This is a genomic window from Paenibacillus sp. F024, assembly GCF_057814255.1.
This window is the reverse complement of sequence record NZ_JBVASZ010000014.1, coordinates 116,688-130,746: the sequence shown is the minus strand read 5'-3', so window position 1 is coordinate 130,746 and position 14,059 is coordinate 116,688. Positions and strand designations below refer to the sequence as shown.

General features: G+C 49.2%; 14 protein-coding genes and 1 pseudogene. 13 read left to right on the top strand and 2 right to left on the bottom strand.

Features of this window, described 5'->3' with window-relative positions; all coding sequences use genetic code 11:
- Positions 1–252: 252 nt before the first annotated feature.
- A pseudogene (locus tag ACZYR9_RS16200) lies at positions 253–445 on the bottom strand (cupin domain-containing protein); the annotation flags it as partial.
- Positions 446–628: 183 nt separating this feature from the next.
- On the opposite strand from ACZYR9_RS16200, the gene ACZYR9_RS16195 reads away from it, so the two are divergent.
- The 9 genes from ACZYR9_RS16195 (at position 629) to glnA (ending at position 9,929) form a co-directional block, all read left to right on the top strand.
- The gene (locus ACZYR9_RS16195) at positions 629–799 is read left to right on the top strand and encodes a hypothetical protein (protein WP_488979527.1); all 171 of its coding nucleotides are present in this window, start codon (positions 629–631) and stop codon (positions 797–799) included.
- Between the two features lie 119 nt (positions 800–918).
- The gene (locus tag ACZYR9_RS16190; protein ID WP_488979526.1) at positions 919–1,329 is read left to right on the top strand and encodes a YugN family protein; all 411 of its coding nucleotides are present in this window, start codon (positions 919–921) and stop codon (positions 1,327–1,329) included.
- Positions 1,330–1,596: 267 nt separating this feature from the next.
- Positions 1,597–3,153, top strand: a complete 1,557-nt coding sequence (locus tag ACZYR9_RS16185) for a trypsin-like peptidase domain-containing protein (RefSeq protein ID WP_488979525.1) — start codon at positions 1,597–1,599, stop codon at positions 3,151–3,153.
- 152 nt (positions 3,154–3,305) lie between these two features.
- On the top strand, positions 3,306–3,998 hold the full coding sequence (locus tag ACZYR9_RS16180) for a response regulator transcription factor (protein WP_488979524.1): 693 nt from the start codon (positions 3,306–3,308) through the stop codon (positions 3,996–3,998).
- Position 3,999: 1 nt separating this feature from the next.
- Complete coding sequence (locus ACZYR9_RS16175; RefSeq protein ID WP_488979523.1) at positions 4,000–5,520, top strand: ATP-binding protein; 1,521 nt, start codon at positions 4,000–4,002, stop codon at positions 5,518–5,520.
- A 42-nt stretch (positions 5,521–5,562) separates the two neighbouring features.
- Entirely contained in the window at positions 5,563–6,510 is a 948-nt protein-coding gene (locus tag ACZYR9_RS16170; protein WP_488979533.1) for a 4-hydroxy-3-methylbut-2-enyl diphosphate reductase, read from the top strand.
- A 29-nt stretch (positions 6,511–6,539) separates the two neighbouring features.
- Positions 6,540–7,070 carry a DUF2062 domain-containing protein gene (locus ACZYR9_RS16165; protein ID WP_488979522.1) on the top strand — a complete coding sequence of 177 codons (531 nt, stop codon included), beginning with the start codon at positions 6,540–6,542 and terminating at the stop codon, positions 7,068–7,070.
- A gap of 138 nt (positions 7,071–7,208) precedes the next feature.
- Complete coding sequence (gene aroF / locus ACZYR9_RS16160) at positions 7,209–8,255, top strand: 3-deoxy-7-phosphoheptulonate synthase (RefSeq protein WP_488979521.1); 1,047 nt, start codon at positions 7,209–7,211, stop codon at positions 8,253–8,255.
- A gap of 249 nt (positions 8,256–8,504) precedes the next feature.
- Positions 8,505–9,929, top strand: coding sequence for a type I glutamate--ammonia ligase (glnA, locus tag ACZYR9_RS16155; RefSeq protein WP_488979520.1), 1,425 nt, complete (start codon positions 8,505–8,507; stop codon positions 9,927–9,929).
- A 168-nt stretch (positions 9,930–10,097) separates the two neighbouring features.
- Here glnA and ACZYR9_RS16150 read toward each other — a convergent pair whose 3' ends face one another.
- Positions 10,098–10,472 (bottom strand): helix-turn-helix domain-containing protein, encoded by a 375-nt coding sequence (locus ACZYR9_RS16150; protein ID WP_488979519.1) that lies wholly within the window; start codon positions 10,470–10,472, stop codon positions 10,098–10,100.
- A gap of 619 nt (positions 10,473–11,091) precedes the next feature.
- Here ACZYR9_RS16150 and ACZYR9_RS16145 point away from each other — a divergent pair.
- The 4 genes from ACZYR9_RS16145 to galU all read left to right on the top strand — a co-directional run bounded on the left by ACZYR9_RS16145 (position 11,092) and on the right by galU (position 14,044).
- Positions 11,092–11,265, top strand: a complete 174-nt coding sequence (locus ACZYR9_RS16145) for a hypothetical protein (RefSeq protein ID WP_488979518.1) — start codon at positions 11,092–11,094, stop codon at positions 11,263–11,265.
- Between the two features lie 191 nt (positions 11,266–11,456).
- Positions 11,457–12,215, top strand: a complete 759-nt coding sequence (locus ACZYR9_RS16140; protein WP_488979517.1) for a YveK family protein — start codon at positions 11,457–11,459, stop codon at positions 12,213–12,215.
- On the top strand, positions 12,199–12,894 hold the full coding sequence (locus ACZYR9_RS16135) for a CpsD/CapB family tyrosine-protein kinase (protein WP_488979516.1): 696 nt from the start codon (positions 12,199–12,201) through the stop codon (positions 12,892–12,894). The genes ACZYR9_RS16140 and ACZYR9_RS16135 overlap by 17 nt, the downstream gene beginning before the upstream one ends.
- 256 nt (positions 12,895–13,150) lie before the next feature.
- Positions 13,151–14,044: a UTP--glucose-1-phosphate uridylyltransferase GalU gene (gene galU, locus ACZYR9_RS16130; RefSeq protein WP_488979515.1), complete on the top strand. Its 894-nt coding sequence runs from the start codon at positions 13,151–13,153 to the stop codon at positions 14,042–14,044.
- Positions 14,045–14,059: the final 15 nt, after the last annotated feature.

The following is a 14,059-nucleotide window of genomic DNA, read 5'->3' as shown; positions in this document are numbered from 1 at the left end:
AACTTCATAGTAGAGCGACCTCCTGGATGATGGGTTTTTTGAGGCTATGACCTCGTGCGCAACCCCATCGTACCGAGGCGCTCGTTTTTTTGCAAAGATCAAATTATTCGTTCTACAGGAATTCTAATGGGAAACGATAGGGAAATAGTAATATTATTGCTCCGCTGACGGCAGCTTGGCAGAAAAAGAGTAATGACTCCTTTATGCTGCTTGTTAGGCTTTTTTATCTATAGCCCCAATATTGTCTGTATTGCCTTGTGGAACGTTCGCCACTTGACCGGGAGCATTGCACCGGAAATACAGAAGACTAACTCGGCGGCATTCTGGTGATCATGCGGTTCTACAACATTATTGGCACTTAGGATTCTATTTTAAACAAGGGACTGTTATTTACGTCAAATGTGTATTGAGTTGATGGAGATGTGTAATCCATATATGCAGCCATGATGTTTTTTTCACCTCATTGCCTAAGCGATTTGAAAATATATAGGCATTTGATGTACTCGTGACATGTTTGATGTACAAAGTTGTTATGAAATAAATAATGTTCAGTTACCCCACACCCCGTTGTCCAGCTTTTAATAAAATAACCTTGAGGTTAATAACTTTGAGGGGATGAGTGTGTCATATGAAAAAGCACAGCTCAAGCAAACAGTCATCAAAAAAGCAGCAGAAGCATGCACATGATCATGATTTTGACAACAGTACTAAATCGGCAAAAAAAGATGCGGATAAACATAATCATCGACATGAACGTGACTCCGATCATGTGGTTCGTAAAGATACATCCAAGAAATAGCCTTAAGCCCCGCGAAGGGGTTTTTCTTTTGCCGCAGGAGGCGCCAAGGCATAATTTTCCCCGGGGTAGTCCATTCTATGGATAGATCACAACACAGCTTACGGTTGGAGGAGATACGGATGATTCCACTGGATTCTTCATTGGAGAACCGCGAAGAGAATTTTGATCAGGTACGGCAATATTTGCATGGACATGAGTTTGCATTGGGCGGCAATTGGGATTATGGGCACGGAAGCTTTGACCGGCCCTTGGACGAGGGCCATAAGGTATGGCTTCGTATCCCGTTTCAGGTAACCCACGGTGTTCTGGACGGGGATACGGACACCACGGATGCGATCGTTCAAATCGGTACCCCGTTTGTGTTAAAGCACGTGTATAATGAAGGGCTGGACAAAGAAGCGCAAATGCGGGTGTCCGGCGCGCTGATCGATCAGTTCCAGGAACCGATGGATAAAGATGCCCAGGTCGAAGACAAGTGGGTCGGAAAAGCGAAATCGCTCCTTAGGGAGGTAGAGCAGGGCTGGAGGTAATGCGGGCGTCTTCCCTCGGCAAATGGCCGGCGATTGTGTGATCTTGTCCGCCTGACGGCGGACTGGAATCAGACACGGTTTACAGCGCGATAAAGAGCGGACAGCCCCTTTTACATAGGGGTTTTATGACAAGATTCGATTTTACCTCCATTTTATTTTTTATTAAGGTTTCTTTAAGGTTGCGGGTGCAATATGAATTACAAGAACAGCGAGAGTTAAGCAATCCTATTGAAATCCTGAAATCGAATAAGATGGAGGTTTGGTCTTATGGATAACAACAATTACAAGAACAACGACGGCAATTCGTTGGATGACTTCTTTCGTCGGGCGAATGATGGTTCCTCTGATTATAAGGAGAATGACAATAACGATAAGCAGGCGTTGAAAGAAGAACGGACTTCTTCTCATTACTTTTCTTACGGACCGTTTAAGCCCGGCGGCGAGGAGGCGGCCAAAGACAATACCGGGTCCGCTCCGGTGGAGGTCACACCGCCGAAGCCATTGCGGACTTACAGCTTTGGTTCGACGGTGGAGCCGAATACGGCCAACGGCGGTATGGGCGGCTGGCAGGCCGGCAAGCCGAAGCGCTCCGGAAGCTTCCGCACGATTTTCACGTCGTTCATGGCGGGAGTGCTTGTGGTTGGCTCACTCATGTTCGCTTCCGACAAAATGAACCTGTTTACCGGTGCGGAAGGCGTGATGAACGGAGGAGGCGGATCGAACGGCTCGATTCCTGCGGCAGCCTCGAACAATGGAGGCGTTCAGCCATCCGCACTGGACATCAATCGTCCGAACAGTGTCTCGAGCATTGTCCAGCAGGCAAGCCCGGCGGTAGTCAAGATCGAAACCAAGGTGAAGCCCAAAGCCTCGAGCCGCTCCGGCAATCCGCTGCTTGACGACCCGTTCTTCCGTCAATTCTTCGGAGATAACGGAGGCCGTCAGCCGAACTCGGATCAGCTGCAGCCTGGTGGGATGGGGACCGGCTTTATTTTTGAAAAGTCCGGATATATCCTGACCAACGAGCACGTGATTGACGGCGCGGATGAAATATTGGTTTATGTGCAGGGCTATGAACAGCCGTTTAAAGCGGAGCTTCTGGGTAACAGCTACGATCTTGACCTGGCCGCTTTGAAAATCAAAGGCGATAAAGATTTCCCGATGCTGCCGCTTGGCAACGCGGATAACCTGAACGTCGGCGACTGGGTGGTTGCCATCGGTAACCCGTACGGCTTTGACCATACGGTAACGGTGGGCGTGCTCAGCGCGAAGGAACGTCCGATCAGCATTCCGGACAGCAACGGAACACGCGAATACAAGCACCTGCTGCAAACCGACGCATCGATCAATCCCGGGAACTCCGGCGGTCCGCTGCTGAACCTGAACGGTGAAGTCATCGGTATCAATACGGCGGTCAGCTCCCAGGCGCAGGGTATCGGCTTTGCGATCCCGACCAGCACGATTTCTGCCGTACTGGACAACCTGAAAAACAACGTTGAAATTCCGAAAGAACCGGCTCCTTACATCGGTGTAAGACTGGGTGACGTACAGAAGGATTGGGTTGCCGACCTGAAGCTTGAGAATACCGATGGGGCGATCGTATCCGATGTGGAGCGGAGAAGCCCGGCGTTTACGGCAGGCGTTCGTCCTTATGACGTCATCGTGGAAGTGAACGGAGCCAAAGTGAAAACATCGGCGGAGGCCGTCAGCGCGATTCAAAAGCTGAAGGTTGGGGATAAAGCTAATATTGGCATCATGCGCGACGGACAGAAAATAAGCATAGAGGTCACCATTGGCGACCGGAACGCGCAGCAGCAGCAGCAATAAGGCGATTAAAGGCAGAGCGGACCCTTTCGGATGCTCTGCTTTTTTTCGCCCGCACAACGTTTCTCAAGAAGCGCGCAATTTGTTAAGATGAAAGAGAGAAGGTACATCGATCCATGATTTTGCAATAACGTTGAGGATGGTGCCAAGGGGACATGAGAGAGAAAATATTAGTGATTGACGATGATGAAAAAATCACTTCGATGCTGCGCAGAAGTCTGGCGTTTGAGGGGTACACGGTGCTGACGGCCAATCATGGCATGGACGGTCTGAAGCAGATTCTGGAGAATGATCCGGATACGGTCATTCTGGATGTCATGATGCCGCAATTGGACGGCTGGGAGGTTGTGCGCCGTATACGGGAGGGCGGCTCGGACGTGCCGGTGCTGATGCTCACCGCAAGGGACGAGATTGCAGACCGGGTCAAAGGGCTTGATCTGGGGGCGGACGATTATCTGGTCAAGCCGTTTGCGTTAGAGGAGCTGCTGGCCAGGGTGCGCGTGCTGCTGCGCCGTAAAGCGGCTGCCAAAACGGAACAAAACACCAACAAAATCCAATATCAGGATGTGTTTATGGATTTGGATACCCGTGAAGTTTTCCGGGGGGGTCAGCGGATCGAGCTGACGACCAAAGAATTTGAGCTGCTGTATTTGTTTTTGCAAAATCCAAGAAGAGTACTGTCACGCGACGTGATCATGGAAAAGATCTGGGGATACGATTACAGCGGGGAATCGAATGTGCTTGAGGTGTATATCGCCCTTCTGCGGCAAAAAACGGAGGAGCATGGGCACAAGCGGATCATCCAGACGGTGCGCGGCGCGGGTTATGTGCTGAGAGGAGAGGACTGACATGTCCGTTCGTATGCGTCTGACTCTGTGGTATACGGGCATACTGTCTGCCACACTGCTGCTGCTCGGGCTGGGGCTGTATTTCTTTTTGCATTATATTTATTACGACAGCCTTCAATCCCAGCTGCAGCAGCAGGCCGAAAGCGTCAGAACGCGGATCGTGCCGCAGTTGTCCTTGTCGGACAAGGGACTAACCCTGGAATTTCGCTACTCGGGGTCAGGACGTGATTTGCTCCGTTACAATAACATGTATTTTCAGGTCGTCAACCTGCAGAACGGAAACAAATTTTACTCTCCCAATCTGGAGGAGGCCCGGCTTAATTTCCCGGATATTCCGGCCAAGCAAATTTCATGTGTTCTGAACGGAGACTGCCAATTCGAGAAAATAAAAATTGACGGCTTGGATTTTCTGGTTTACTACACGCCGATTATCTCCCAGCGGGGAGAAGCGATCGGGATGATGCAGGCGGGGACCTACATTGAGCCTTACGAGCAGCTGCTGGCCACGCTTCGGCTGATCCTTACGGTTACGGCTTTGTTTAGCATCGTGATTGCCTCCTCGGTCGGCTGGTTCCTTGCACGCAAGGCGCTGCGGCCGATTGAGCAGGTTATTGCAGCCACCAACCAGATTGAAAAAGGGGCCGACCTCCAAAAAAGGATCGAGTACCATGGACCCAACGATGAAATCGGCGTACTCACCGAAACGATCAACGGCATGCTCTCCAGGCTGCAAAACGCATATGAGGAGCTGGAAGAGGCCTACAGAACGCAGCGGCGGTTCGTTTCGGACGCTTCCCATGAGCTGAGAACGCCGCTGACCACGATCCGCGGCAATGTGGAGCTGCTGGAGAAAATGTGGAAGCAAACGGCTCTGCAGGCAGGCCAGCAGGACAGCGAGCAGCTGGCGCTTTCCATTGAAGCCATGAAGGATATATCCGGCGAAACGGAGCGGATGTCGCGGCTTGTCGGAGACCTGTTGTCGCTTGCCCGCGCCGACGCAGGGTTCCAAATGAGCAAGACCGATGTCGAGATGAAGACGCTGCTGGATGGGGTAGCGCGCAAAGCGCAGCTGCTTCCGCGCACCGCCGACTTTATCGTAGGCGATCTGTCGGCCGGCGAGGGCGTATACGTCCACGGCAGTCCGGACTATTTACAGCAGCTGGTATTTATTTTTGTAGAAAATGCATTCAAATATACGGACCAGGGCAGTGTCAGATTGGATGCGCTGCTTCACCAAGACCAGATCGGGATCCGCATAGCGGATACGGGAATCGGAATGGATAAGGAAGAAGTACCATATATTTTCGAACGGTTCTACCGGGCGGATCCGTCGCGCGGCCAAAAATCGGGGACGGGGCTGGGGCTGTCGATCGCCAAATGGATCATCGACGAGCACGGCGGCTCGGTGGAAGTGAAGACCCGCAAGGACGAAGGAACAACCTTTGTCATTTGGCTTCCGGTCGTCCCTGAGGGGGCATCTCAAAGTGAAGGGCATTCCCTCCCTTCGGGTAATGAAGTATAATGAGTGAGAAGTGAAAATTCGATAGACGGGCAGGTGCTCATGATGGACGTGATCAAAATTTCTCCCCGCGGCTATTGCTACGGAGTCGTCGATGCCATGGCGCTCGCCATGCAGACGGCCAAAAACCTTGATTTGCCGCGACCTGTATATATATTGGGCATGATTGTACACAACGCTCACGTAACGGAATTTTTCGAGAACGAAGGGGTCATTACGCTGGACGGGCCGAACCGTCTGGAGATTCTTGAGCAAATCGACAAGGGAACGGTCATTTTTACCGCCCACGGAGTTTCTCCGGAGGTACGCCGCAGGGCGAGAGAGAAGGGGCTGACCGTAGTGGACGCCTCTTGTCCCGATGTGACAAAGACGCACGATCTGATTCGGGAGAAAAGCGCCGAAGGCTATCAGATCATCTACATCGGCAAAAAAGGCCACCCCGAGCCGGAGGGCGCCATCGGTGTAGCGCCGGACCATGTGCATTTGATCGAAAAGCTTGAAGAAATCGAACAAATGCAGCTTAACTCGGACAAATTGATTATTACGAACCAAACGACGATGAGCCAATGGGATATCAAGCACATTATGAACCGGCTGCTGGAGAAGTTCCCGCACGCCGAGATTCATAACGAAATTTGCCTGGCGACGCAGGTTCGGCAGGAGGCCGTAGCCGAACAGGCCAAGGACGCCGATCTGGTGCTTGTGGTCGGTGACCCGCGCAGCAATAACTCGAACAGGCTGGCGCAGGTATCCGAAGAGATTGCCGGGGTCAGAGCCTACCGCATCGCCGATGTAAGCGAATTGAAGCGCGAATGGCTTGAGCCGGTACGCCGTGTGGCTGTGACCGCCGGCGCATCCACTCCGACACCGATTACCAAAGAGGTCATCACCTATCTTGAGCAGTACGATCCGAATAATCCACACACTTGGGAAATCCGGCGGACCGTGAATATGGCCAGGCTGATTCCGGCACCGAAACAAAAGACCGTTTAAGAATAAAGGAAGGTAAAGGACGGCAGCGGATGAAGATCAAGGCGAAAAAGAAAAAAACGTTCAAGCTTCACAACATCGGTCGCTGGTTTAAATATCAATATTTGCAGCTGACAAGGGCCAAAGGGGGGCCTGTCATGGTGGCGCTCGGCTTTTCCATCGGTTTGGCCATCGAGATGTTTACGCTGCCGACAGCAGGGCTTGCTTTTTTCCTGATCTTCCCCTTGGTGTATTCCCTGCGGGCCAGCATGGCGGCAGCTTTGATCGGCTTTGTATTCGGCAAGGTGATTTATATACCTATGTCTTTTATCAATAAACAAGTAGGGGCGTTAGTGCTGCCTCACGGCATCCGCTGGCATTTGCAGCAAATGCTGCCGGATTGGCTCGACAAGTTCCTGCGGTTTAATATGAAGCTTCTGGTCGGGGGAATCATTGACGGCGCCGTGCTTGGGCTGCTTGTATTCTATCCGGTCAAATGGATGCTCGAATGGGTTGACGGAAAGCGGAAGGAAAAACGCCGGAAGCGTAAAGAGCAGCTGCTATCTTCTGAAGCCAAAGGCTAAATGATTTAAATAAAGGAAGGTATTGACGGAGAGCAGCTCTCCGTTGTATATTTACTTTAGCGATTAAAAGCTTAAAAGCGTATAAGCGTCGAAGCGTTTAAGTATAAAATACTTGTCCATAGGGAGCGTGTTCTTGCCATGATCGTCATTATTTCGAATAAAACCTCGGAAGAGCGAATTGAAGCCATTGTTCAGCATATTGAGAAGCATGAGGTGAAGGCTCATGTGTCCAAAGGGGTGGACCGTACGGTCATCGGGATCATCGGCAAAGCAAGCCCCGTGCTGGCTGAGCAGCTGCGCCAGCTCTCGGGAGTAGAGCAGGTTGTGAAAATATCGAAATCCTACAAGCTGGCAAGCCGGGATTTTCACCCGGATGATACCGTAATTAAAATAAAGGGCGTAGAGATCGGAGGCGATCAGCTGGTCGTCATGGGCGGCCCTTGCGCTGTGGAATCCCCGGAGCAGATCGATGAGATTGCGCGCCTGGTGAAGGCGTCCGGAGCGCAGGTGCTGCGCGGCGGAGCATTCAAGCCGAGAACCGGGCCCTACAGCTTCCAAGGCGTAGGCGTGGAGGGGCTCGCGATGATGGCTGAAGCGGGCAGGAAACACGGCCTGCTGACAATCACCGAAGTGATGACGCCGGAATATGTGGACGTATGCGCGGAATACGCCGATATTCTTCAGGTAGGCACACGCAACATGCAAAATTTCGATCTGCTGCGCAAGCTGGGCACCATTCAAACGCCGGTCCTGCTCAAGCGCGGGTTCAGCGCCACCTATGACGAATTCTTGAATGCGGCGGAGTACATTCTGGCAGGCGGAAACCCGAACGTAATGTTATGCGAACGCGGAATCCGAACATTTGAAACCTACACGCGCAATACGCTGGACTTGGCTGCCATTCCTGCGCTCCAGTCGCTTAGCCATCTGCCGGTCATATCGGACCCGAGTCACGGAACCGGACGCCGCGAGCTGGTAGAGCCGATGTGCAAGGCTTCTGTTGCGGCCGGCGCCAACGGCTTGATTGTAGAAATGCATACGGATCCGGATAATTCCATGACCGGCGACGGCGTTCAATCGCTGTTCCCGGATCAATTCGCCAAGCTGATGCTGGATTTAGAGAAGCTGGCTCCGCTGTGCGGCAAACGCTTCGATACGCAAAAAGAGCTTGTACAGCTCTCCTGAATATTCGGCTTTAGAGGGGAGAAGGCTTGATTTTCCTGTAAAACAGGAAAGTCAAGCCTTCTTTTTGTCTGAAATGTGAAGAAAATGTGATATGTGTAAGCATACCTGACACCTCCGCAAAAAATACCTTACATAAGTATTGACGATTCTTGTAGAATGGTTTTATAATTAGCACATGATCATCAAAAACTTGAACAATACACGAACAAACAGTCAATAATGTTCGGAATTTAGGAGGTAAGCGAGATTATGTCAGTTCAGAACGTGTTAAACACAATTAAAGAAAAAGGTATTGAGTGGATCGATTTCCGTTTTGTCGATTTGAGCGGCAGAGCGCACCATATTTCTTTGCCGGCTACCGAAGTGGATGAGGCGACTTTTGAGAACGGCGTTGCTTTTGACGGTTCCTCCATCCCAGGCTTCAAAGGCATTGAAGAGTCCGACATGGTCATGATGCCGGATACGGAAACTTCCTATGTTGATCCCTTTACTGCACATCCAACGCTCGTGATTATGTGTAACATTCACACGCCGGAAGGCGAGCGTTATGATCGCGACCCTCGCAGCATCGCCCAAAAAGCGGAAGAGTACCTGCAAAAAGCCGGCGTAGGCACTGCAGCATTCTTTGCTCCTGAGTCCGAATTCTTCATCTTTGACGAAGTTCGTTACGAGAGCGGCCAAAACTCTTCTTCCTACTTCGTAGATTCCGAAGAGGCTCACTGGAACTCCAACCGTAAAGAAGAAGGCGGCAACCTGGGCTTTAAAGTGAAGCACAAAGGCGGTTATGTTCCTGTAGCTCCAACAGACACACAGCAGGATCTCCGCAGCGAAATGTGCCGTTTGCTTCAAGAAGCGGGTCTGCGCATCGAGCGTCATCACCACGAAGTGGCAACAGCGGGTCAAGGCGAGATCAACTTCCGTTTTGACACATTGACCAAAACAGCTGACAACCTGATGAAATATAAATACATCGTTCAAAATACAGCAAGACAATATGGTAAAGTGGCAACCTTCATGCCGAAGCCTCTGTTTGGCGACAACGGCAGCGGGATGCACGTTCACCAATCGATCTTTAACGGCGACACTCCTTTGTTCTATGAAAAAGGCGGCTACGCTAACCTGAGCGAAATGGCTCTTCATTACATCGGCGGTATCCTGTACCATGCTCCGGCTTTGATCGCTCTGACGAATCCGAGCACGAACTCCTTCAAGCGTCTGGTTCCTGGCTACGAAGCGCCGGTAAACCTGGTATTCTCCAAAGGTAACCGTTCCGCAGCTGTTCGTATTCCGGTTGCTGCCGTAACGCCTAAAGGCTGCCGTATCGAGTTCCGTACTCCGGATTCCACGGCTAACCCTTACCTGGCATTCGCTGCGATGCTGCTTGCAGGTCTTGACGGTATCGCCAAGAAAATCGACCCTCGTGCGCTTGGCTACGGTCCGCTCGACAAGAACATCTACGATCTGTCCGCTGCAGAAAAAGCGGAAATCCGCAGTGTTCCAGGTACGCTTGACGAGGCGCTCAACGCTTTGGAAGCAGATTATGAGTTCCTGACTGAGGGCGGCGTATTTACGAAGGACTTTATCGACAACTACATTGCTTTGAAGCGCGAAGAAGCGAAAGCTGTATCGATTCGCATTCATCCGCACGAGTACTCCCTGTACTTCGATCTGTAAGATACGGACTTATTCATCATAGCAGGACTACCCCTAAGCCGATTGGACTTAGGGGTAGTCCTCTTTGCTTTCCCAATGAATAAAAAAAAGCTCTTATACAGAAGGGTTCTCTTCCGTACAAGAGCTTATCGCAGCACAATACATCGTGTATGGGGTTATATCCCGGCATTAGTTATTGTTAATGGAACGTTCGGCCCGGACAAAAGCGATAAATCGTTTGGCCTCCTCCGGGGTGAGCTTTTTGCCGTCAATGGTCAGCGAGAATTTCTCTAAAATATTATCATCGGACAATTCCAGACTGTCCACGAATTTTCTAACTTCATCATCAAGCACAATATGCGGATCATCGGTTCTGCCTAGTAAATAATCAATAGATACTTTAAAGAAGCCGGCAATTTTGGTGATGGTATCATAGTCCGGCGCTCTTCTGTTATTTTCATAGTGGGATAGAGAAGCGCGAGTGATGCCAAGCTTTGCAGATAATTCCTCTTGCGTCATTGCATGTTTTTCTCTGAGTGAAGCAATGCGCTCCCCATACTTCATGTAACCAAACCCCCGTTTAAAACTGTGATTGAGCGATCAATAGTAAAAAAACGTTACATTCTATTATACCATGATTTGACGAGAAATCGTGATAAAATTTACTTGACAAAGATACGATATGTAACTTATTTTTATTTTTTCAGCATCATGATAACATGATGTATCATAAACTTCCATTCTAACCCATTCTACCTAAAAATATTCACTATGGGAAGATGTCCGTCGTACTAATCTGTCAACGCCATAGTACAATCGCCTAAGCTGACCCTAGGACGCCGACATGCAACGATCTGGTTCTCCTCCATTGGATATACTAGCCTGATTCGGCAAGGTCCGTAAGACAGCACAAGGAAGCACACTGTTTGTCATCTGGTAGAAATCTCTCATGTAGAGCTCCTTCTTTTTGTCATTTGTGGGACCGCTTTCACGGATAAAAAAAACTTTAGGCAAATTGACCCGTTTATGAGGATTTAGCGCTTTATTTCGACATGATTCGCTATAAAAATCGTTTGACAAGATACAATATGTATCATAAAGTGAGAATATAAGAATTGAGAAAAAAACGAGAGAATTCCAGTTGAGAATTCCACAAATTCGGATGATCAAGGGAGAGTTTAATGTGAGTAAGCAAGATTCCAACCATGCCAAAATTCAATTGGATGTCAACAAAATCTTGTCCCAGCTTCATCTGGGGAACGGCAAGCATGCTCAGAGCCTCTTCCGTATTCAGAATCCGTCACCTTCATCCTCGAATGTCATGACTTCCCCATCGTCTGATTCTCAGAAAAAATGAATTGACATGATACAAAAAGTATCGTAAATTTATTTTGTGCGTTATAAGATACAGATAGTATCGTATAATTGGGTTCATGTTCTTAAATAAGAACAATTTTTAAAGGGGAGGGAAATGAAGCGCTGCTCACGATACAATTTGTATCTTGGCTAACGACCCAATCAAAAATCTAATGAATGCGGAGAATGTACATGGAATTAGAACTTAAGGAATATTTTCAAATCATCAAAAAGCGGGTCTGGATGCTGACGGTTATCGTGCTTGTATCCTGCATCACCACAGGGATTGTCAGTTACTTTTATATGAAGCCTGTTTACTCGGCCAGCACCAAGCTGATCGTTAATAAATCAAATGAGATCGGCGGGCTTGAAACGTTAACGACCGATATCGTCCGATCCAATATCATGCTCGTGAATACGTACAAGGAAATCATGAAGACACCGGCTATTCTGGACTATGTAGCAGCCGATTATCCGGAGCTGGAAATGACCACAGAGCAGCTGATGGATAAGATCCAGGTAAGCTCAGTTAACGATACGCAGGTCATCACGGTAAGCGTAGAGGATTATTCCCATGCCAGAGCGGTGATGATCGTCAATGCAGTTTCCGAGGTGTTCAAGAGCCAAATCCCGCAAATCATGAAGGTCGATAACGTCATGATTCTGAATGCAGCAAAGCCGCTGGAGCAGCCGGTGCCGGTAAAGCCCAAGCCGGAACTGAACTTGGCCATCTCTTTCGTGGTTTCATTGATGGTGGCCGTCGGTCTCATCTTTTTGTTGGAATATCTGGATGACACGATCAAGACGGAGGCGGACGTTCAGAATTACCTGCAGCTGCCCGTCCTGGTCACGATCAACAAAATGAATAAGGATGAATTGAAAAGCAGCAAGGCGGATGCATCATTAAACCAGCAGCAAGTAGGTGAGAAATCATATGCCAACCTCAGCTAATCCGTACCAGATCATTACCGATTTGAATCCGAAATCATATATCTCTGAAGCTTATCGAACGCTCAGAACCAACATTCAATTTTCTACTTATGACAATAACATACGAAGCATCGTCGTTACATCGCCGGAGCCGTCCGAGGGGAAGTCGACCACCATCACGAACTTGGCCGTCGCATTCGCTCAAGAGGGCAAGAAGGTCGTTCTGATTGATGCGGATCTGCGCAAACCGACGCTGCATCATTTCTTTATGAAATCGAATCGGATCGGGCTGTCGAATCTCTTGGCCGGACAGTACACGCTGCAGCAGACGATCGCCGACACTCATATTGAGAATCTTTCCTTGATCTGCTCCGGACCTATCCCGCCCAATCCGGCGGAAATGTTAAATTCCAAACGCTTGGAGCAGCAGCTCGAAGAGCTGAAAGACATGTTCGATATCATTCTGTTCGATACGCCGCCTACTCTTGCGGTAACAGACGCCCAGGTATTGTCGGCCAAATGCGACGGCGTAGTCTTCGTACTCAACAGCGGGAAAGTCAAACGGGATACGGCTCGTAAAGCCTTAGAGCGGTTAAACCAGGTGAACGCGAAGATCTTGGGTGTCGTACTCAACAACAAGGAACGCAACAAGAGCGAAAGTCCTTACTATTATTACTACGGTTCAAGCGATAAAAAGTAATCGAGCTTAGAAGCAGTCACAGGTAATGTCTACTGCACCTTTATCACTGTAGGCACTCGGTCATGCTGTGGGCGGTTCGCCGCCTTAGACGTATATCGTCAAGGGTGTGATGTGAGGAGGGGTTGGATGCCCTATATGATTTTTGTATAAAACGGTAAGCTATGTTGTTTTCTGATGGAAAACGACATAGCTTACCGTTTTATCTAGGCAGCACGGGACAGAACATAGATAAATATCATATTCGGGAGGTAAAGAGATGAAAAAAGTAAGGAAAGCCATTATTCCCGCTGCCGGATTGGGTACCCGATTCTTGCCGGCAACCAAGGCGATGCCCAAAGAGATGCTACCGATCGTGGATAAGCCTACCATCCAGTACATTGTAGAGGAAGCCGTACAGTCCGGGATTGAGGACATTATCATCGTAACCGGCAAAGGAAAACGGGCAATCGAGGATCACTTCGACCATGCCTTTGAACTGGAACAAAACCTTCTGGAAAAGGGAAAGCTGGAGCTTCTGAAAGAGGTTCAGCATGCGTCAAAAATTGTGGATATTCATTATATCCGTCAGAAGGAGCCCAAAGGACTGGGGCATGCGGTGTGGTGCGCAAGGAAATTTATTGGTGACGAACCATTTGCGGTCTTACTGGGGGATGACATTGTACATTCGGAGACACCCTGCTTAAGACAGTTAATTCATCAATTTGAACAAACCGCAAGCTCCGTGATCGGCGTTCAGCCGGTATCCCAAGAGGAAACCAGCCGTTACGGCATTATTGATCCATTGGAACGCGATGGCCGTTTGTATGAGGTTAATCATTTTGTAGAGAAGCCGGCGAAGGGGAAGGCGCCGTCGAACCTGGCGATTATGGGAAGATACATCCTGACACCGGAGATCTTCGATATTTTGGAAGAGCAACAGATTGGCGCAGGCGGGGAAATTCAATTGACGGATGCGATCCAGAGGTTAAATGAATTGCAGAAAGTATATGCATACCATTTCGAAGGCATTCGCTATGATGTAGGTGAGAAGTTAGGATTTATTTTGACTACTTTGGATTTTGCACTTTTGAATAATGAGTTAAGAATGCCATTAATTTATGCACTTAATGAAATTCTAAATAAAGAAAATATGATAAGTAAACTAGGATAAAGAGTTTGAGGGAGG